Origin of the sequence: Streptomyces sp. NPDC006294, from assembly GCF_042870895.1 — a bacterium.
GTDB lineage: Bacteria > Actinomycetota > Actinomycetes > Streptomycetales > Streptomycetaceae > Streptomyces.
Window position 1 is genome coordinate 21,145 of sequence record NZ_JBIAHV010000013.1, and the last position, 17,539, is coordinate 38,683.

The window sequence follows — 17,539 nt, forward strand, 5'->3', positions numbered from 1 at the left end:
AGGAGTTCGAGGCGCGGGAGCCTGTGCCCCGGCAACTCCAGCCCGCCGGCGATTGAGGCGCGGGGTTCGGGGCGGAGCCCCGACAAGACCGGCCGGCGCCTTACGAGCCGCTCAGCGAGAGCTTCACCGCGAAGCCCAGGAACAGCGCTCCCGCCGCCGACGTCGCGCCCGCCGACAGGCGCCTTCGGCGGCGGAACGCGGCTGCCAGGTGGGTACCTGTGAAGATCAGCAGGGTCAGGTACAGGAAGCTCGCGAGCTGGGCCAGTGAGCCGAGGACCGTGAAGGACAGGGCGGGGTACGCGTACGCCGGGTCGACGAACTGGACGAAGAAGGCGATGAAGAACAGGATCGCCTTCGGGTTGAGCAGGCTGATCACGAACGCTCGCCGGAACGGCCGCTCTTCCGCCGCCGGTGCCGCCGCGTCGCCGACCGCCTCCGTCATCCGCTCCCGCCGCGTGCGCCACATCTCCCACGCGGCGCGCAGCATCCCGATCGCCAGCCAGGTCAGATAGCCGGCGCCCGCGTACTTCACGATGCCGAACAGCAGCGCGTTCGCCTGGAGCAGCGAGGCCACGCCCGCGGCGGAGAGCACCATGAGGACGGTGTCGCCGCACCACACGCCCGCGGCGGCCCGGTAGCCCGGGCGCACGCCTCGGCGGGCGGCCACGGACAGCACGTACAGCGAGTTCGGACCCGGCAGCAGAACGATCAGGACGAGGCCGGCGACGTAGGTCGGCAGATCGGTGACACCCAGCATGGGCGGAGTCTCGCACACGGGTGCGACACTCCGCCCATTCGTCTCAGAACGCGTCGGTCGGGACGTACATCCCCCACACCTCGCGCAGCGCGTTGCACACCTCGCCGACCGTGGCGCGCGCCTTCAGCGCGTCCTTCATCGGGTACAGCACGTTGTCCGTGCCCTCCGCCGCCTTCTTGAGCTCGGCCAGCGCCGCGTCCACCGCGGCCTGGTCGCGTTCGGCGCGCAGCTTCGCCAGGCGCTCGGCCTGCTGCGCCTCGATCGCGGGGTCGACGCGCAGCGGCTCGTACGGCTCCTCCGTGTCGAGCGTGTAGCGGTTGACGCCGACGACGACGCGCTCGCCCGCGTCGGTCTCCTGCGCGATGCGGTAGGCGCTGCGCTCGATCTCGTTCTTCTGGAAGCCGTGCTCGATGGCGTTGACCGCGCCGCCGAGGTCCTCGACGCGTTCCATCAGCGCGAGGGCGGCCGCTTCGACGTCGTCGGTCATCTTCTCCACGACGTACGAGCCCGCGAAGGGGTCGACGGTCGCGGTGACGTCCGTCTCGTACGCCAGCACCTGCTGCGTGCGCAGCGCCAGGCGGGCGGACTTGTCCGTCGGCAGGGCGATGGCCTCGTCGAAGGAGTTGGTGTGCAGCGACTGCGTGCCGCCGAGCACCGCCGCGAGGCCCTGCACGGCGACGCGCACCAGGTTGACCTCGGGCTGCTGGGCGGTGAGCTGCACGCCCGCGGTCTGCGTGTGGAAGCGCAGCATCAGGGACTTCGGGTTCTTCGCGCCGAACTCCTCCTTCATCACCCGCGCCCAGATGCGGCGGGCGGCGCGGAACTTGGCGACCTCCTCGAGGATGGTCGTCCGGGACACGAAGAAGAAGGACAGCCGGGGCGCGAAGTCGTCGACGTCCATCCCGGCGGCGACGGCGGTGCGGACGTACTCGATGCCGTCGGCGAGGGTGAAGGCGATCTCCTGCGCGGGCGAGGCGCCGGCCTCCGCCATGTGGTAGCCGGAGATCGAGATCGTGTTCCACTTCGGGATCTCGGCCTTGCAGTACTTGAAGATGTCCGCGATCAGCCGCAGTGACGGCTTGGGCGGGAAGATGTACGTGCCGCGGGCGATGTACTCCTTGAGCACGTCGTTCTGGATGGTGCCGGTGAGCTTGTCCGCGGGCACGCCCTGCTCCTCACCGACGAGTTGGTAGAGGAGGAGCAGCAGCGCGGCGGGCGCGTTGATCGTCATGGACGTGGAGACCCTGTCCAGCGGGATCCCGCCGAACAGCACCCGCATGTCGTCGATCGAGTCGATGGCGACGCCGACCTTGCCGACCTCGCCGTGCGCGATGGGGGCGTCGGAGTCGTGGCCCATCTGGGTCGGCAGGTCGAAGGCGACGGACAGGCCCATCGTGCCGTTGGCGATGAGCTGCTTGTAGCGGGCGTTGGACTCGACGGCCGTGCCGAAGCCGGCGTACTGGCGCATCGTCCAGGGCCGGCCGGTGTACATCGACGGGTACACGCCGCGGGTGAAGGGGTACTCACCGGGCTCGCCCAGCTTCTGCGCCGGGTCCCAGCCCTCCAGGTCCGCCGGTCCGTACACCGGCTCGATGGGCAGTCCCGACTCGGACTCGCGCGCCATGTGACTGTGCCTCCCGCTGGGCCTACTGACAGGTAACAACTTCTGCGACGGACTGTATCGGCGGGCGCCCGGCCGATGGAGTGCCACGCGCTGGGACCTTGCTCACAGGCCGCCGCGCGCCGGTCGCCGCACACCGCCGAGGCGGCCTGTGTCCCGCCCGTCCCCCAACTGTTACCCCCATGATGCGCGCGATTGCGCAACCAGGCCGGACGGGAATCTGTCTCACCAGTACACGACAGACCCGTGGGGGGCGACATGCCAGGGAAGAACGCCAGGACGAGAACGACGGCCGCGGTGGCCGCGATGCTCGTGGCGACGGTGACGGCCGGCTGCAAGGCGGAGGCGGCCACGGACGGGCCGGCCGCCGGCGGCACGCCGAGCGCGGCGCCGACGTCCTCGGCGCCGCCGACACCGTCCGCGCCGCAGTCTCCGACGCCGACGCCGTCCGCGTCGGAGTCCGAGTCGGAGAAGCCGTCCGAGAAGCCCTCGCCGTCGCCGTCCACTCAGACGCCGGCGCCGAAGGTGCTGATGGCCCCGGGCGCCAAGGGCGAGCAGGTGCGCGAACTGCAGGCCCGGCTGGCCCAGATCGGCTGGTTCGACGACAAGCCGACCGGCACGTACGGACCGGTGACCACCACCTCCGTCAAGGGCTTCCAGGGCAAGCGCGGCCTGCCCGTGACGGGCAGCACGGACACCGTCACCTGGCAGCGGCTGCTCGGCATGACGACGAAGCCGACGCGCGCCGAGCTGGACGGCAAGGACGTCAACAAGCCGAAGACGAAGCTGGACCCGCGCTGTATGAACGGCCGGGTGATGTGCATCAGCAAGACCACGCGCACCCTGTCGTGGATGATCGACGGCAAGGTGCTGTCGACGATGGACGTCCGCTTCGGGTCCCAGTACACCCCGACCCGCGAGGGCGTGTTCAACGTGGGCTGGAAGTCCCGTGACCACGTCTCGACGATCTACGACACGCCGATGCCGTACGCGATGTTCTTCAGCGGCGGCCAGGCCGTGCACTACTCGTCCGACTTCGCCGCCCGGGGCTACAACGGGGCCTCGCACGGCTGCGTCAACGTCAGGGACAAGGGCGCGATCGCGGCGCTGTTCGACCAGGTCCGGACCGGCGACAAGGTCGTCGTCTACTGGTGACGTGCGGCGGAGGCCGGGAGAAGAGAGAGGGCGCGGGCGGGACCGGGGGAACGTGTCCCGCCCGCGCCATTTGCGCTGAGCCGTAGGTACGGGGGGAACCCCGGCTCGTTGCGCCGCCGATGACCAGTCGGCTCACTATCTACTGCGCCGTACTTCGAAAAAACGTCACACCCTGCGTTCCGGACCGCGAAGAAGCAGGTCAGGAGGGTTGTACGGAGAGAGTCGGGGCCGGCTGCGGCACGGCGGCCGTCGGCTCGGGGGTGAGCGTCCAGGAGACGGACGGGTTCTCGTCGGCACGTCGGAGTTCGCTGCTGTCCGCGTCGCCGCCGCTGTCGCCGTCACCGTGACCCGAGCGGTCGGTGGAGCCGGTCGAGCCGCCCGAGTTCCGGCCTCCGGAGCCGGTGCCGCCCGCACCGTCCGAGCCTCCGGAGCCGGTGCCGCCCGCGCCGCTCGAGTCACCGGAGCCGGTGGAGCCGTCGCCGGAGCCGCCGTCCAGCAGCTCGTCGCAGAACCGCTCCACGCGTGCGGAACCCTTGGCGGCCTCTTCCAGCCGGCGCTTGGTGTCCGGGGCGATCCGGCCGCTGCGGTAGTCACGGCAGGCCTCGACGGTCTTGCGGTAGACCTCGCCGGTCCCGGCGCCCCCTGCGGAGTCACCGGGGCCCGCCGTCGTCCCGCCGTCCTCGGCGGGCAGGCCGGCGGTGGACCCGCCCGTGCCGCCGGGGGGCGGGCTCGTGCTGGTGTCGGGGGCGGGCGGCACGACCGGCGGTGTGCCCGCCTCGTCGGGGGACCCCGAGGGCCCGCCCGTTGCGGCTCCGCCCTGCGTCGGCGGCGTGACCGGACCGGGCGTCGCCGCGGCGGAGACGGAGGACGCGGGCGTCGGGCGGTCGTCGCCGAAGGTGGGGAGGACACCGGTGCCGGCCGCGACGGCCACGCCGCCGATGGCGCAGCCCGCGAGCGCGGTCGCGATGCCGAACCGGAAGGGACGCGCGAGGCCCGGGCCCCGGCGCAGCCGGCCCAGGGGTCCTGAGCGGGCGGGGCGGGCGGCTCCGGCGACCCGTACGGTGCCGAGCGAGGCGCCGGCCGAGGAACCGGCTGCGACGCCGGACACCGCCGCGTCGGCCCTGGCCTTGCGGTACGCGGCCATCGCGGCCGCCTCGCCGGGCAGTTCACCGTCGTCGTACCGGTAGCCGGGATCCGCCGCGTGCTCCAGGGCGGCGGCGAGCCGAGCGGCGTCCGTGCGGGCAGGTTCGCCCACGGCCTCGACAGGCACACCGCGCAGCAGTCGCTCCGCCGCGTCCCTGTCAAGCCACTCGTACCGCTCGTCGGCCATCACATGTCCTTCTGCGTCCGCAGACGTGAATGCGTCACACCGGCGGGTGTCGCCGCACCGGGGCGCGAGTCGCGCTGGGAGGGCAGTCCACCGAGTTCCGGGGCGGCCTCCGCGGGGCCCTCCCTGGCCCGCTCCACGGAATCGAGGCCGCCTCCGGCGCCGCCGTCGATGCCGCCGTCGAGGGCGATCGCGCCCTCCGCGCCCAGCAGTTCCGCCAGTCGTTTCAAGCCACGGTGCGCCGCGGTGCGCACGGCCCCGGGCCGCTTGCCGAGCGTCTGCGCCGCGCTCTTCGCGTCGAGGCCGACCACGACCCGCAGCACGACGGCCTCCGCCTGATCCTGCGGCAGTTGGGCGATGAGCGCCATGGTGCTGCTGGTGGAGATGGACTCCATGGCCTCGTCGACCGTGTCGGAGTCGGCGGCCCTGCCGGTCAGCTCCGTCTCGTCACCGCCGACGGCCGGCCGGCGGCCACGCATCCTGATGTGGTCCAGCGCACGGTTGCGGGCGATCCGGGCGGCCCAGCCGCGGAACCGGTCGGCGTCCCCGCTGAACCGGTCGAGATCGCGGGCGATCTGGAGCCACGCCTCCGAGGTGACGTCCTCGGCGTCGGCCTCGCCGACCAGCGTGCGCACATAGCCGATCAACCGCGGATGCACGGCGCGGTACACAGTCCGGAAGGCGTTCTCGTCCCCGTCCTGAGCCGCGAGCACGGCGGCGGTCAGCTCCGCGTCGTCCCCCAGCACTACCTCAACCTGTCGTTCTGATCCGCAGCTGGTCACCACTGCCGCGCCACACTGCGCGAAGCAGCACGCTACGTGGTCTTACGGTCCCGCGTCCACGCCTAGTACAACATGCAACAACTTCAGGGCTCAGCGGGGTGTGACAGAAACAGCACTCTCGGCGCTGAGGGTAGTACGGGGTGCCACTGCGACCCCGTACGAACGACGACCGGGGCCTCTCCTGTGGGGGGTGGCGGCCCCGGTCGTCCTTCATGTCCGGGCCGTGCGCCCCCGCTGCCGCGGGCACCGGTCGGAGACGCACCTCCAGAGAGATACGCCCCCGACAACCGGGCGCGAGTCGCGCGGGATCGTCAGCCGATCGCGATGCGCGGGTTCGCGGAGGGCCGGACCCAGCCCATGAAGCGCTCCATCGTCGCGCGCGGCACCGAGACGCAGCCCGCGGTCGCGCCGCTGCCGTTGACGTGCAGGAAGATGCCCGCGCCGCGGCCGGGCACGGCGGGCCAGCGGTTGAAGTTGATGACGAGCGCCTTGGCGTACTGCGTCGGGTAGTTGATCAGGTGCTCGCTGCCGCGCTCGCCGGACTCGGTGAGCGGGAAGTCCGCGCCCTCCTCGGTGTGCATCTGGTTGTAGAACTTCGATTCGGGGTCCTGGACCCACCAGTGGCTGTCGTTGACCTTCGTGTACGGCACGGCGGTGCCGCTGGACTCCACGCCGAAGCCCTCGGTGATCGTGTACGTGCCGGACGGCGTGGTGTAGGTGCTCTGCTTGCGCGTCGAACCGGGGACGACGCCGTTCGAGCCGACCCGGCCGGCGCTCGTCGAGAACTGCGCCTTCCAGCCGGCGGAACCCTTCTGCCAGGCCGTGACGGTGGCGTACGAGCCGCTGGCCTTGACCGTGATGATCTGGGTGGCGTTGCCGACCTCGACGGGCACGGGGAAGTCGGGCGCGGCGGGCGCGCTGCCCGGCTCCGAGCCGCCGCCTGCGCCCCCGCTCCCACTGCCGCCGCCCGAGCCGGTGGCGGCCGCCTCGGGGGACGCCCCGCCGGACGCCTTCGCGGAGGCGGAGGCGGAGGCGGAGGAGGACGCTGACACTGAGGCGGACGGGGAGGGCGAGGCGGACGCGGACGGGGAGGCCGAGGCGCTCGGCGACACGGAAGAGCCGGCCGCGTCCCCGGCCCCCTCAGCTTCTGGCGAGACGGCCGCGGCGGCACCGGCCGGTTCCTCACCGCCGCTTCCACAGGCCGACACGAGCGTCATCGCACCGACCACGGCCAGCACGGACGGGAACTTTCGGGAGGAGCGCAGCACAGGAAGATCCTTGGGCTCGTCGGAACGGCGCGGCGGGACGGGGCCGCGCTTCGAGGCGGGCCGGTTATACATCGCGCCCACGGCCGAAATCCAGGGGAAGGACATTCCGGGCGCGAGCGCGACCGCGATGTCAGTCGTGCTCGATACGGTCTCCGGCCATGAGCTTCCATATGCACCTGCGCGCCGTGCGGCCGTCCGAGATCGAGGGGTTCGACCATGCCCGGCTTGTGGAGTTCATGGACGCGGCCTGGGAGCGGGACGTCAGGCGGGCCGAGCACGCCTCGGGCGTCGCGTACTCCATCGAGAAGACCTTCAGCGAGGTGAACGAACTCTGCGAGGCGGGCTCGGCACTCCCCGAGGGGCAGGACGGCGGGTGGGAACTGCCAGTCTTCGGTGGCCGTGTCTTCCAGGACCCGTCGAGCCAGGAGGCTCCGTTCGCCGTGCTGGACCCGGCCGGGACCGCGCGGGCGGCCGCCTTCCTCACGGCCGTGCCGTTCGGCACGCTCTGGAAGACCGCCGGCCCGAAGCTCTCCAACTGGGGGCCCGGCCATGACGCCGCGGACATCCGCCAGTACTACGGCCGGTTGTACGTCGGCCTACGGAACCTCTACGCACGCGCCGCCGGGTCCGGCCAGGCCGTGGTGAAGGCGTTCTGGTACTGACCGGGGGCGGCGCGAACCGGCCGGGCAGGAGTTCAGTCGGTGGCCGCCAGGACCAGGGCCGCGACGACCGGGGCCGCGTACAGCAGCGGGAACGGGATGTGCGCGTACCAGCGGGCGCGAATCACGGTGGCCACGGCCCCGGTGAAGTACAGCACCAGGCCGATGCCGGCCGCGACGCCGATGACCGGGAGGAACAGGCCGACCACCAGGCCGGCCGCGCCCGCGGCCTTCGCCGTGCCGAGCCAGGGAAGCCAGGACATGGGCACCCCGTAGTCGGCCATCGGCTGCACGACCCACTGCGTGCGCAGAAAGACCGAGACGGCGGAGAAGCCGACCATGGCGGCGGCAATGAGGGTGACGACGACGTAGGCGGTGGACATGAGAGGTGCTCCCATCGGGCGGGGGTCATTTGCTCCGTCCCCCGTATGACCCGCGGCGGCGCGGAAACGTGACAGCCCCGGCAGGATCGTTCCCGGAGGAGGCGCTCGACAGCCTGCGGGCCGCGCTCGACGGCGACTGGGTGAACGGCTAGCGCACGCCCGCCGGGAGTTCGATCTTTCCGGCGTACGGGCCCGCGTTCTCCTCGCCGACCTGCTGTTCGAAGCTGATGTCCTGGCCGTTGTACGGGATCAGGAAACCGAATTCGAGGCGGTGGCTCCTGATCCGGTACGTCCTGGCGTCCAGGACCAGCACCTCCTCCAGGCCGGAGAGCGTCAACTGCGCGTCGCCCACCGGGATGCCGGCCTTGCGGAGCTGCACGGCCGTCGAGTCGAACTCGCGCTTCGCCTTCTTCGCCCAGGCCCGGTCCTGGACCGCGCTCAGCTTCTGCTTGCCGCTCACGACGCGGAGTTCGACCGTGCCGCCGCCGTCAGCCTCCGACTCGGTCACCTTCACGTCGCCGCCCGGCGTCTGCGCGTAGATCCGGAACTCGTCGACGACCCCGATCGGGTCCTCGGCCTTGTTCCGCATCTCGGGGTCGGCCGGGGACACGGCCTTCCAGGCCGCGTCGCCCTCCTTCAGATACCCCTCGTCGCCGAGGACGTAGAGCTCTTCCGTCTTCTTCTTGCCCTTGCTGCTGGTACTGACGCCCTGCGAGTGCAGCGTCGCCGACCCCATGCCGCGCCGGACCGTGCCCGCGTACGTCGCGGCGCTCCGCTGCCCCTGAAGCGTCAGGCCCTCCTCGCCCCGCACGGAGAAGGTCCACGCGGACTCCTGCGTCATCGCCTTCTGCGCGAGGTCGAGGAAGTCCTCCGCGGACTCGGGGGCCTTGGTCGGCTCGGGCGTCGCGGAGGAAGCCGCCGCCGTGGCCGGGCTCGCGGGCCCGGCCGGCTCGTCCGACTCCGCGCCGCACGCGGCCAGCGTGAGCGCGAGCGGGAGGACGAGCACGGCGGTGCGTCTGGGGCGAGTTCGCATGGACCTGTTCCTTACGTCACGACGGGGCGCGGACTGTACAACAGCACCCGGCCGGCGATCACCCCGGCGGACATTCCCGGCACGCGCCCCGACCTGCGAGGCGTCACCCGTGGCGGACAGCGCAAGCCTGTCGGCCGCCGGGCCGCTCCGGGGCGGTGCCCGGCTCGTCCGGCGGCCGCGACGCCAGCTCGCACCACACCGTCTTGGTGCTGGGCCCCTGGCCCACGCCCCACCGCAGGGTCAGCGCGTCGAGCAGCTCCAGGCCCCGGCCGGACTCGTCGTCGGCGGTGGCCGACTCGCACAGGACGGGCAGGGCACGCGGGTCGGGGTCGGTGACCTCCAGGCGCGTACGGCCGTCCGCGCAGGACACGTGGACGGTGACGGGGACGCCCTCGCCGAGGTGGCGGATCACGTTCGTGATGAGCTCGGTGGCGCAGAGCTGGAGGTCCACTCCGTGGTCCCGCAGCGCGCGGCGCAGCTCGGGTACGGCCGCCGGGGTGGCCAGCAGCTCCAGCGTCAGCGGTGGTCGCGTCACGCCGCCCCCTTGCGCAGCGCGGCGGTCAGGGCCCGCGCGGTCAGGACGTTGCAGTTGCCCAGCGCGATCAGCGGCCGGGTCGGGTAGCGGGCGGCGAAGGTCGGCAGGTCGACGCCGAGCGACGGCAGCGTGATGCCGTGGGCGGCGAGCGCGGCCCGCAGCTCCTCGGCGCAGTCGTCGGCCGACGAGCCGTGGTGGTTCTGCGGGTTCTGCGAGTCCTGCGTGTCCTGCGTGTCCTGCGTGTCCTGCATGGGGGTTCACACCTTCCAGTGCGCTGTGTGACGAACTGCTCACACCCTGCCGCCGAGCCGCGTAGCGTGAAAGAGGTTCGGCTTCCCGGCCCTGAACTGCACGGATGCCATATGGAGTTGGTACGGGCCGGGGAAACGACGGGAAGTGGCAGTAGCGGCACAGCAGGGCACCAAGGACGGTGGGGACGATGGGGCAGCGCAAGGACATCGACGGGTCGGCGGGCGTACCGACCTTCTACGGCAGCGAGTTGCGGTGGAAACGCGAGGAGGCCGGGCTGACGCTCACGCAACTGGTCGAGGGCAGCTTCTACGGCCCCAGCCACCTCAGCGAGATCGAACGCGGCACACGCCGGATGCCGGCGGAACTGGCCGAGCACGTGGACCGCGTGCTCGGCACGGACGGCTTCTTCGGGCGGCGCTGCGAGGACGTACGCAGGGCGAAGCGGCGAGGCCACGCCAGTTACTTCGAGCGCGCTCTGGAGGCGGAGAAGCACGCGGAGACCATCGAGGAGTGGTGCCCGACCCTGGTCCCGGGGCTCCTGCAGACGGACGCGTACGCGCGGGCGGTGGTGCGGTCGGCGCACCCGCTGGCACCGGACGACGAGGTGGAGGAGAAGGTCACCGCCCGGCTGGCACGGGCCCGTCTCTTCGAGGACAACCACAAGATCCCGGAGTACTGGGCGATCCTGCCTGAGTCGCTGTTGCGTCAGCCGATCCTGCCGCCGGGACTGGCTGCCGAACAACTGGAGCACATCGCGGCGTTGGCGCGCCGTCGGCGGATCGTTCCACAGATCCTTCCGTGGAACTGCGGGGCGCATCCCCTCATGATGGGCATGGCCAAGGTCATGACCTTCCCCGATGCCCCGCCGATGGTCTATTTGGAGTCCCAGTACAGCGGGGACACCCTTGACGATCCTGCCCCCGTGAAGCAGTACCGCAAGGCATACGATCGGCTCAGGGCCGCCGCACTGCCGCCGGAGGCGTCCCTCGCCCTGATCGAGCAAGCGGCTGAGGATGACGGAAATGGCAAGCAACGGGATTGACTTGAGCACGGCTGTCTGGCGCAAGAGCAGCTACAGCAACGGCACGGGCGGCAACTGCGTGGAAGTCGCCGAGGCTTTTCCCAGCGCGGCCGCGTGGCGCAAGAGCACCTACAGCAACGGCGACGGCGGCGACTGCGTCGAGGTGTGCGACGCCCACACCGGCGTCGTACCCGTCCGCGACTCCAAGGTTCCGAGCGGCCCGGTCCTGACGGTCGCGGCCCCGGCGTGGACGTCGTTCGTCACGTCCCTCAAGTCGGCCGCCACCGCGTGACGCGGCCGCCCGGCGTCGTCCTTCGACGGCTCCGTCGTTGACGTGCGGGTGGTCACTGCCGTAATGGGGGGCGGGTTGCTGCTCGGCCTACAGGAGACCGCCCGTCGGTAGCGGAACCAGCCGGGCTTCACAGGGCGGACGTCGCCTGATGCGGCACCAGAAGCCGCCGCCGGCGCCGGGCCGCCGCGACCGTGGGCACCGGGGTCGAGGCGTTCTCCCTCTGAACGTCCGGATGTCCGATTCATGGTGGTCTTGTGACGCGGGAGCCGGGGCGACGTCCCGACCCTGGCTTTGTCATGTAACAGACGTGTGACCGCCCTGGTCCCCAGTACCTCGGCTACGCATGATGTCTCACAGACGTACAACATCCAGGGGGGAATCATGCGTATCCGTATCACCACCGCGGCCGTCGCCGCCGCACTCGCCGTCAGCCTCGTCGGCTGCAGCAGCGGCAGCGACAACGACGCCGACAGCAAGGCCGACGCCGCCAAGAGCAGCACGCCTGCGGCCACGAGCAGCGAGCCGTCGACTCCGAGCAGCGAACCGACGGCTCCGGAGACCGAGGCCGGCGGTGACACCACCGAGGCCGACAAGGTCGCCCCGCCCGCGCCGACCGGCGACAAGAGAACCGCCGTCATCGCGGCCATCAGAGACGTCAACCCCAAGCTGGTCCAGGACGAGGACAAGGCCATCGAAAAGGCGCGCTACCAGTGCGTGAACCTCGACGGCGATGTCCCGGACACGGTCAACAGCGCAAGGGAACTGTTCTCCTACGACGGTGTCACGCCGACCGAGGACGACGCACGCCACATCAACATCGGTCTGCGCAAGACCCTCTGCCCCGAAGCCTGACCAACCCCCGCCCCCGGCCCGGCCTGACCGGCCGTATCCGCATGCGGCCGGGCCTCGGCGGCGGGTTGCCACCGGGTGCTGGCGTCGTCGGCGTCCGGGGCGAGCACGGTCGCCGCGGAGACTTCACCACGCGCCGTACGCCGACCGCGCCTGCCGCGCGCAGGAACCGGGCGTCGTCGTCACCGCCGACGCGCGTCGTGACGAGGGACGCCGTCCGTACCCCCGCCAACCCGCGCCCCTTCGACGGAGACGAAGATGCCGAAGGCAGCGGTCTTCTCGACGGTGCCCCGGATCTCGGCTCCGATCGGATACTCCAGTTTTGCTTCGGACCACAAGGGCGTCACGTCGGCGACTCGCTCTCGTAGCTCTCGAACCAGTGGGCGTCGAAGCAGCATGATGTCGCCCGTGACGAACATCGCGGACTCACCGTCCCGGCCCCGGCGTGGACCGCGTTCGTGACGTCCCTCAAGGCGACCGCGTAGGACTCCTGCCCGGTCCCGGTCGGCGTGCGGGGCTACTTGTGCACCTCGGCGAGCTTGCGGTCGTTCAGCGGCTGGGTCGGCCGGTTGCTCTTCGGGAACAGCTCCTTGTACGTGGCCACCTCGTCCGGAGCGACCGTGACCGGGTCCTTCAGGACGGTCCACTTGACGCCCTCGGTGCAGGGCGGGGTCGTCAATGACCCCTCGTACCGGTACTGGTCCCGGTCGCCGGGCAGGAAGGCGGTCAGGTCGAAGGCCCGGGTGATCGTCGCCGTGGCGCCTTCCCTGGTCGGCAGTTCCTTGAAGAGGTCCGCGAAGGCCGACGTGCCGGACTGCTCGTCCATCAGTACGGCCAGGACGGCGAGCTTGCCGTTCTCGGCCGCGTGCACGAAGTGCAGCTCCATCGCGGTGTGCTCGCCTTCCTCCGTGTGCTCGCTGGGGAGGTGGAAGTGGAACTGCTTGAGCTGGTAGGCGATGCCGTCGATGACGATCCTGCTGCCCGCCGGGACGTCGGCCTGGACCGTGTGGCCGTTGTTCACCAGCTCCGCCGTGGCGGGTCTGTAGTCGACCGTGACGGCCTCGTCGACCGGCGCGGGAACCGCCTTGTCGTCGAGATCGATCGGGGACTGCTTGCGCCCGGCCTCACACGCCTCGAAGTCCTCGGCGAGGGTCGCCCACTTCGCCGGACCGTCCGCTCCCTGGTATCCCCAGTGGGCCCCTTCCTTCTTCTCCCCCTGCCCGCCCTTTCCGTCCGAGTGGGGCGATGCGGCCGCGGCCGGTGTCACCCTCGCGTCCGTACCGCCGTCTCCACTTGAGCAGGACGTGGCCGCGAAGATCGCGAGAGCGGCGACTCCGGCAGCCCCAGCCATGCGTATGCCACGTAAGGACATGCTTGTTTCCACCTCGTGAAGGTCGACCGGTCTTCGGGTTCGGACACCCCTGGGTGCCGACTTCCACTGTTCGACCTGTTCGACCAGCACGGAGACAAGCAATGGACAAGCAAGAGCCAACAAGAGTAAGGATTCGTACAAATAGGTTCTGAATCTGTCAACGGGACGCGCGGTCCCCCGGGCGTCACGGTCAGTTCCGGTTGACCGGCCAGACCGCCGCCGGATCGCAGTGCGCCGGGCAGCCCAGGAGGTAGACCTCGTTGCCGAGGAACAGCCCGTAGGTGTCGATGCCGACGCTGTAGGGCTGTTCCGGAAGTCCGGGGTGGACGTCGAACACCCAGCCCTCCGGCACCTGGCAGACGAACGCCATCTCCGTGCCGCACGCGCACCGGTAGTACTCGGAGAACTGGGCCCAGGACGGGACGCCGCCCACCTTGAAACCCTGGGCACCGCGCTCCCGGTCCGGTGTGTCCACGAAGGGCCGCAGGGTCAGTGGCAGGGCGCGTACCGCCGGTTCGACGTCCGCCGTGGGCCGTACGGCGTCGCGCTGGAGCAGCACACGCCAGAACGTGCCCGGCCAGGGCGGCTGCGGAGCCTCCCAGTACCGCGCCACGAGCCGACCGTCGTCCATCACCGGGTACGACGCCTCGTTGTGCGCGCCGCAATGGAACACCAGCAGGTGGTCCCCGCCGCGTCCGAGCGGCCCGCGACCACGGCCGGACGGCGCCGGGCAGGGCCGGTGAGGCCCACAACAGCCGGCCGACGGGATCCGCGATGACCTGCACGTTCATCCCGTGCTTCTTGTGTTTGCCGGAGTAGTACGGCCGGTCCGCTGCGATGCGGTCGATCGGCAGCAGTGTGCCGTCCACTCAGGAAGAGCACAGGATCGCTCCCCAGAGCGAGAGGTCACCGAGAGGACGAGCCGGAAACTCCACCCGCTGCCGCTGCGGTCACGCCACAGCTGTAGCCGAAAAGCCCCGCCGGAAACCGGCGGGGCTTCCCGTTCGACCGCCCGTCTTCACTGGCGATGCCGACCGGCAGTCATGTGTAATTCAGCGAATCCACACGGTTCACCGGATCATCCGATCCAGCTTATGGACCCGCGCGCACGTGCCGGTGTCCGACTCGATGTCCGCCGTTCGCAGCCGGTAGACTGCCGGCTCGATTTCCACGAGCAGAAGTTCGTCTGCACGAGCCTCCGTTCCAGGCAAAGCAGCATCGAAGACAGCGACCGGGCCGTTCACTTGCATGACCGGCCCGTCCACCCAGGTGTCCACGAATTCGATACCTTCGCGCACAACCTCAACGAATCGAGCATCACTGGAGGACGCGATCCATTGAACAATGGAACCGAATTCCTCCATGAATGCAGTTGGGGCGGGGATGTCATTGATCGCCAGCCCCGTTCGGAGAACCGACGGCTCTCCGAACGTCACCAGCCCGGCGTACCCTTCGACCTCACACGCGTTCTCGTAGTCGGAGTTGGTGTAGCCGCCCCAGAGGTGCCGCAGCGATTCCTCCACGACAATCATAGGACCGCCCTCCGACTCAACCCATGTGAGATCCATGACTCTCAGCCTTCCTAGTATCCGAGTTCCTTGGCGATCCGCTCATATATCGGCTTCATGACGGGTGCCAACTGCCTGGCCCATCCGGCTTGCTTCCGGCTGCATTCAAGGCATTGCGGATAGAGCCGCTGCGGAAACCCGTCCGGCACCCACGAGCTGATGGGCTGGTGATCGGGAACATACCCCTTCTTCGAACCGAAGGGGAAGATGATTCCACAGGTGTGGCATCCGAATCGGCTTCCGATTTCGTTGATCTGGTCCCTCTCCCCGCCCGGAGACTCATCGAACTTCTGGGCCTTACTCCGCGCCGGGATCGATTCGGCCGCATAAGGGCCGATCGGGCAGACCTCTTCGGGATCGCTCCGGTCCTTCTTCTTGGCATTGTGCACCAGGACCGGCACGGCTCCGGAGTTCTTCGGCCGCGCGGCGGACCGTCATGTACGCGACGCCATACTCGTCAGCGAGGGCCCGTTCCGCCGGCAGGCGCATCCCCGGACGCAACTCCCCCGCGATTATCCGGGCCGCAATGTGGTCCGCCACAGCGACGTACACCAGCTGCGCCCGTGGGGGTCGAACTCCGGAATCTCGCGCGGCTCACTCACCCTTCCAACGTAAGCACCGGTGACCTGCAGAAACCACCAGAGAGCTATACAGAGCTATAGCGAGCTTGTGTGGTGCATAGCGCACAGAAGAGCCCCGGCGACGGCAGCAACCGTCCCGGGGCACGGCCCACGCCCACCACAGGAGCGTCGACATGCATGACCTTATCCACCGCTTCGCCAGATGGCTGGCCACCACTTTCACCCGCTCGCGCTCCAAGCCGCGCCAAGCACCCGCCGCGCCCCCTGCACTGCCCCCGCAACTCCCTTGCCGCAGAAGCCCGTACAGCATGGACAGCCCGCTCGACGGCAACGCCTCCGCGCTCGTTCGCCCTTACCTCACCGCCCACGAACAAGGCGAGCGCCGCGCCGCTCTGCTGCTTGCCACCCTCGGCATCGACGCCCCTGGTCCGTACTGGATCCACGGCGCGGAGGTCGCGTGATGCCCGACCCGGTCCGCATGTGCGCCCGCTGCCAGCACATCACCGACACCCCGGTACTGGTCCACGAAGTCCACAGCGCCAGCGGCCCCGGCTGGAACGTCTACGCCTGTCCCAGCGCACCTCATTACCCGCCGGCCCAAGACGCACTGGAAATCCTCGACGCCGCCCTGCGGCTCCACACTGAGAAGCAGTGCGTCCGGCCTCGCAAGGAGGAATGAGCCCAGCTATAGAGATCCGGGCTGACTCCCAGATGCGACCATGCAGACGCCCGCGCGGATACGAATACTCAGGAAGAAGACGGCACTGGGCTGACGCAAGAGCAGCCGCAGCAACGGCACCGGCGGGTACTGCGTCAAGGTCGTCTACAGCTGCGCGGGCATCATCCCCGTCCGCGACTCCATGTCCCCACGACCTGGTCCGCACGCTGACGGCACCCGGCTGACCGTCGTTCATGTCGTCCTCGGGGACGCCTGGCCCGGTGCGCTCTAATAACGTCACTCCCGAAACGGGCGTGCCGGGTTCTCCCCGGGGGACGGGCGGTCGGCGTCCTCCCGGATCCTGGCCGCCGGCGAGCCAGAAGAACCGGATGGGGGTTGGCCGGGACACGTACACGTCGGGAACTGCGGGCAAGCGGGCCAACACGAATACTTGGCTGGGGACCTTATCGAGGTCAAGCATCGAAGAGCACCATGTGCGTGGGGGGCTGGCCAGGAACGGGGGCAGGGCGCCGGAAGTCACCTTTGACAAGCACGCCTCGCAGCACATGATGAACAGCCCTCACGGACTCACCACGGTATTCCTGGAACAACGGAGTGGCCTGGAGGAGTACTGAACCGTTTGGCAGCGATGACACTGAACAGAAAGCGCCTGATTCACTCAATGCGTCCGCACCTCCGATGCTGCGCACGATGTCGGCGGAGGCAACCATCAGCCATGAATAGCCCCGGAGCCGCTCGCGCCACGCCGGTGTGTTCAGCACTGGAACGCGAGCCGGTCCGCGCAAATAGCGCTCAAGTTCAGTGGCCCCGCCGGAGTGCACATACGAGAAATGACCGAACACCACGTTGTACCGATGGCATGCCCAGTTGACCACGTTGAGCAAACGGGCATGTTCAGCCAGTGTGCGTCCCGGACTGACGAGCACCGACTCGTCGATGTGGTACGTGAGCTTCACGTAATCCGCCAGTTCCTCGTCGAAGGATACGGAGAGCCGAAGGCTCGAGTTTCCGATCTCTCCACCCTCTGCGAACTCTCCGATCTTCACGGAAGCCGATTCCGGGCGCGCTGCGATGCGATCCTTCAGCCAGGGAAGTGCTTCCTCGACGTACGGGTTGTGCAGCACATCGAACGTGCCTTCCGGAGAGACGGAGAAGTATCCCCACCACCCCTCCTTTCGCACGCGCGGGACGCTCTCCTCCACACGCAAGTATCCGCTCCGGGATACCGGAAGCTCGTTCGGCAGGCGTTCGATCTCGCCTCGCACAGCAGCGACACCAACCCCCTCGGTGAGCCATTCGAATGCCGCCGCGGTCAACCTTTCCCGGTCTTTCTCATGGACGGTGATTTCTGCCACAAGGCCATGGCTGAGGTCGGCATTCACCGAGGAGAAGACATCCATTTTGC

20 protein-coding genes and 2 pseudogenes are annotated in these 17,539 nt (G+C 69.7%); 7 read left to right on the forward strand and 15 right to left on the reverse strand.

The window, feature by feature from the left end; translation table 11 throughout:
• Window positions 1-100: 100 nt before the first annotated feature.
• Together leuE and ACFYOP_RS23130 are read right to left on the reverse strand one after the other, a co-directional pair.
• On the reverse strand, window positions 101-757 hold the full coding sequence (gene leuE / locus ACFYOP_RS23125) for a leucine efflux protein LeuE (RefSeq protein WP_356895497.1): 657 nt from the start codon (window positions 755-757) through the stop codon (window positions 101-103).
• 43 nt (window positions 758-800) lie between these two features.
• Window positions 801-2,381: a methylmalonyl-CoA mutase family protein gene (locus tag ACFYOP_RS23130; protein WP_356895495.1), complete on the reverse strand. Its 1,581-nt coding sequence runs from the start codon at window positions 2,379-2,381 to the stop codon at window positions 801-803.
• A 255-nt stretch (window positions 2,382-2,636) separates the two neighbouring features.
• Here ACFYOP_RS23130 and ACFYOP_RS23135 point away from each other — a divergent pair, with 255 nt between their 5' ends.
• Window positions 2,637-3,533 carry a L,D-transpeptidase family protein gene (locus ACFYOP_RS23135; RefSeq protein WP_356895493.1) on the forward strand — a complete coding sequence of 299 codons (897 nt, stop codon included), beginning with the start codon at window positions 2,637-2,639 and terminating at the stop codon, window positions 3,531-3,533.
• A gap of 199 nt (window positions 3,534-3,732) precedes the next feature.
• On the opposite strand, the gene ACFYOP_RS23140 is transcribed toward ACFYOP_RS23135, so the two are convergent.
• The 3 genes from ACFYOP_RS23140 to ACFYOP_RS23150 all read right to left on the reverse strand — a co-directional run bounded on the left by ACFYOP_RS23140 (window position 3,733) and on the right by ACFYOP_RS23150 (window position 6,694).
• Window positions 3,733-4,863, reverse strand: a complete 1,131-nt coding sequence (locus ACFYOP_RS23140) for a hypothetical protein (RefSeq protein ID WP_356895491.1) — start codon at window positions 4,861-4,863, stop codon at window positions 3,733-3,735.
• Window positions 4,863-5,606, reverse strand: a complete 744-nt coding sequence (locus tag ACFYOP_RS23145; RefSeq protein WP_356895489.1) for an RNA polymerase sigma factor — start codon at window positions 5,604-5,606, stop codon at window positions 4,863-4,865. The genes ACFYOP_RS23140 and ACFYOP_RS23145 overlap by 1 nt, the downstream gene beginning before the upstream one ends.
• 347 nt (window positions 5,607-5,953) lie before the next feature.
• A complete protein-coding gene (locus ACFYOP_RS23150) occupies window positions 5,954-6,694 on the reverse strand; it encodes a L,D-transpeptidase family protein (protein WP_356895487.1) in 741 nt (246 codons plus the stop codon).
• A gap of 374 nt (window positions 6,695-7,068) precedes the next feature.
• On the opposite strand from ACFYOP_RS23150, the gene ACFYOP_RS23155 reads away from it, so the two are divergent.
• The gene (locus ACFYOP_RS23155; protein ID WP_356895485.1) at window positions 7,069-7,572 is read left to right on the forward strand and encodes a DUF1877 family protein; all 504 of its coding nucleotides are present in this window, start codon (window positions 7,069-7,071) and stop codon (window positions 7,570-7,572) included.
• 32 nt (window positions 7,573-7,604) lie between these two features.
• On the opposite strand, the gene ACFYOP_RS23160 is transcribed toward ACFYOP_RS23155, so the two are convergent.
• The 4 genes from ACFYOP_RS23160 to ACFYOP_RS23175 all read right to left on the reverse strand — a co-directional run bounded on the left by ACFYOP_RS23160 (window position 7,605) and on the right by ACFYOP_RS23175 (window position 9,771).
• On the reverse strand, window positions 7,605-7,952 hold the full coding sequence (locus ACFYOP_RS23160) for a DoxX family protein (protein WP_356895483.1): 348 nt from the start codon (window positions 7,950-7,952) through the stop codon (window positions 7,605-7,607).
• Between the two features lie 148 nt (window positions 7,953-8,100).
• Complete coding sequence (locus ACFYOP_RS23165) at window positions 8,101-8,985, reverse strand: hypothetical protein (RefSeq protein ID WP_356895481.1); 885 nt, start codon at window positions 8,983-8,985, stop codon at window positions 8,101-8,103.
• A 103-nt stretch (window positions 8,986-9,088) separates the two neighbouring features.
• Window positions 9,089-9,520 (reverse strand): ATP-binding protein, encoded by a 432-nt coding sequence (locus ACFYOP_RS23170; RefSeq protein ID WP_356895479.1) that lies wholly within the window; start codon window positions 9,518-9,520, stop codon window positions 9,089-9,091.
• Window positions 9,517-9,771, reverse strand: a complete 255-nt coding sequence (locus ACFYOP_RS23175) for a hypothetical protein (RefSeq protein WP_356895477.1) — start codon at window positions 9,769-9,771, stop codon at window positions 9,517-9,519. Before ACFYOP_RS23175 ends, ACFYOP_RS23170 begins: the two co-directional genes overlap by 4 nt.
• Before the next feature lie 188 nt (window positions 9,772-9,959).
• On the opposite strand from ACFYOP_RS23175, the gene ACFYOP_RS23180 reads away from it, so the two are divergent.
• The 3 genes from ACFYOP_RS23180 (at window position 9,960) to ACFYOP_RS23190 (ending at window position 11,937) form a co-directional block, all read left to right on the forward strand.
• Window positions 9,960-10,814 (forward strand): helix-turn-helix transcriptional regulator, encoded by an 855-nt coding sequence (locus ACFYOP_RS23180; RefSeq protein WP_356895475.1) that lies wholly within the window; start codon window positions 9,960-9,962, stop codon window positions 10,812-10,814.
• Complete coding sequence (locus tag ACFYOP_RS23185) at window positions 10,795-11,085, forward strand: DUF397 domain-containing protein (protein WP_356895473.1); 291 nt, start codon at window positions 10,795-10,797, stop codon at window positions 11,083-11,085. The genes ACFYOP_RS23180 and ACFYOP_RS23185 overlap by 20 nt, the downstream gene beginning before the upstream one ends.
• A 381-nt stretch (window positions 11,086-11,466) precedes the next feature.
• A complete protein-coding gene (locus ACFYOP_RS23190; RefSeq protein ID WP_356895471.1) occupies window positions 11,467-11,937 on the forward strand; it encodes a hypothetical protein in 471 nt (156 codons plus the stop codon).
• A 514-nt stretch (window positions 11,938-12,451) separates the two neighbouring features.
• Here ACFYOP_RS23190 and ACFYOP_RS23195 read toward each other — a convergent pair.
• The 5 genes and pseudogenes from ACFYOP_RS23195 to ACFYOP_RS23215 form a co-directional block, all read right to left on the reverse strand.
• Window positions 12,452-13,285, reverse strand: coding sequence for a carbonic anhydrase family protein (locus ACFYOP_RS23195; RefSeq protein ID WP_356895469.1), 834 nt, complete (start codon window positions 13,283-13,285; stop codon window positions 12,452-12,454).
• Window positions 13,286-13,496: 211 nt separating this feature from the next.
• Entirely contained in the window at window positions 13,497-13,979 is a 483-nt protein-coding gene (locus ACFYOP_RS23200; protein WP_356895467.1) for a hypothetical protein, read from the reverse strand.
• A gap of 22 nt (window positions 13,980-14,001) precedes the next feature.
• Window positions 14,002-14,175 (reverse strand): annotated as a pseudogene (locus ACFYOP_RS23205) (transposase family protein); the annotation flags it as partial.
• Between the two features lie 201 nt (window positions 14,176-14,376).
• A complete protein-coding gene (locus tag ACFYOP_RS23210) occupies window positions 14,377-14,874 on the reverse strand; it encodes an Imm21 family immunity protein (protein WP_356895465.1) in 498 nt (165 codons plus the stop codon).
• A 14-nt stretch (window positions 14,875-14,888) separates the two neighbouring features.
• A complete protein-coding gene (locus ACFYOP_RS23215; RefSeq protein ID WP_356895520.1) occupies window positions 14,889-15,275 on the reverse strand; it encodes a hypothetical protein in 387 nt (128 codons plus the stop codon).
• Between the two features lie 488 nt (window positions 15,276-15,763).
• On the opposite strand from ACFYOP_RS23215, the gene ACFYOP_RS23220 reads away from it, so the two are divergent.
• A complete protein-coding gene (locus ACFYOP_RS23220) occupies window positions 15,764-15,916 on the forward strand; it encodes a hypothetical protein (RefSeq protein ID WP_356895463.1) in 153 nt (50 codons plus the stop codon).
• 324 nt (window positions 15,917-16,240) lie between these two features.
• A pseudogene (locus tag ACFYOP_RS23225) lies at window positions 16,241-16,405 on the forward strand (DUF397 domain-containing protein); the annotation flags it as partial.
• A 181-nt stretch (window positions 16,406-16,586) separates the two neighbouring features.
• Here the strand turns inward: ACFYOP_RS23225 and ACFYOP_RS23230 are convergent.
• Window positions 16,587-17,534 (reverse strand): hypothetical protein, encoded by a 948-nt coding sequence (locus ACFYOP_RS23230; protein WP_356895461.1) that lies wholly within the window; start codon window positions 17,532-17,534, stop codon window positions 16,587-16,589.
• Window positions 17,535-17,539: the final 5 nt, after the last annotated feature.

Excerpts from the sequence above, each read along its gene's own strand:
- leuE (WP_356895497.1), bottom strand. The coding sequence starts at position 757 with ATGCTGGGTGTCACCGATCTGCCGACCTACGTCGCCGGCCTCGTCCTG.
- ACFYOP_RS23130 (WP_356895495.1), bottom strand. The coding sequence starts at position 2,381 with ATGGCGCGCGAGTCCGAGTCGGGACTGCCCATCGAGCCGGTGTACGGA.
- ACFYOP_RS23135 (WP_356895493.1), top strand. The coding sequence starts at position 2,637 with ATGCCAGGGAAGAACGCCAGGACGAGAACGACGGCCGCGGTGGCCGCG.
- ACFYOP_RS23140 (WP_356895491.1), bottom strand. The coding sequence starts at position 4,863 with ATGGCCGACGAGCGGTACGAGTGGCTTGACAGGGACGCGGCGGAGCGA.
- ACFYOP_RS23155 (WP_356895485.1), top strand. The coding sequence starts at position 7,069 with ATGAGCTTCCATATGCACCTGCGCGCCGTGCGGCCGTCCGAGATCGAG.
- ACFYOP_RS23160 (WP_356895483.1), bottom strand. The coding sequence starts at position 7,952 with ATGTCCACCGCCTACGTCGTCGTCACCCTCATTGCCGCCGCCATGGTC.
- ACFYOP_RS23165 (WP_356895481.1), bottom strand. The coding sequence starts at position 8,985 with ATGCGAACTCGCCCCAGACGCACCGCCGTGCTCGTCCTCCCGCTCGCG.
- ACFYOP_RS23175 (WP_356895477.1), bottom strand. The coding sequence starts at position 9,771 with ATGCAGGACACGCAGGACACGCAGGACACGCAGGACTCGCAGAACCCG.
- ACFYOP_RS23180 (WP_356895475.1), top strand. The coding sequence starts at position 9,960 with ATGGGGCAGCGCAAGGACATCGACGGGTCGGCGGGCGTACCGACCTTC.
- ACFYOP_RS23185 (WP_356895473.1), top strand. The coding sequence starts at position 10,795 with ATGGCAAGCAACGGGATTGACTTGAGCACGGCTGTCTGGCGCAAGAGC.
- ACFYOP_RS23190 (WP_356895471.1), top strand. The coding sequence starts at position 11,467 with ATGCGTATCCGTATCACCACCGCGGCCGTCGCCGCCGCACTCGCCGTC.
- ACFYOP_RS23195 (WP_356895469.1), bottom strand. The coding sequence starts at position 13,285 with ATGGCTGGGGCTGCCGGAGTCGCCGCTCTCGCGATCTTCGCGGCCACG.
- ACFYOP_RS23210 (WP_356895465.1), bottom strand. The coding sequence starts at position 14,874 with ATGGATCTCACATGGGTTGAGTCGGAGGGCGGTCCTATGATTGTCGTG.
- ACFYOP_RS23220 (WP_356895463.1), top strand. The coding sequence starts at position 15,764 with ATGGACAGCCCGCTCGACGGCAACGCCTCCGCGCTCGTTCGCCCTTAC.
- ACFYOP_RS23230 (WP_356895461.1), bottom strand. The coding sequence starts at position 17,534 with ATGGATGTCTTCTCCTCGGTGAATGCCGACCTCAGCCATGGCCTTGTG.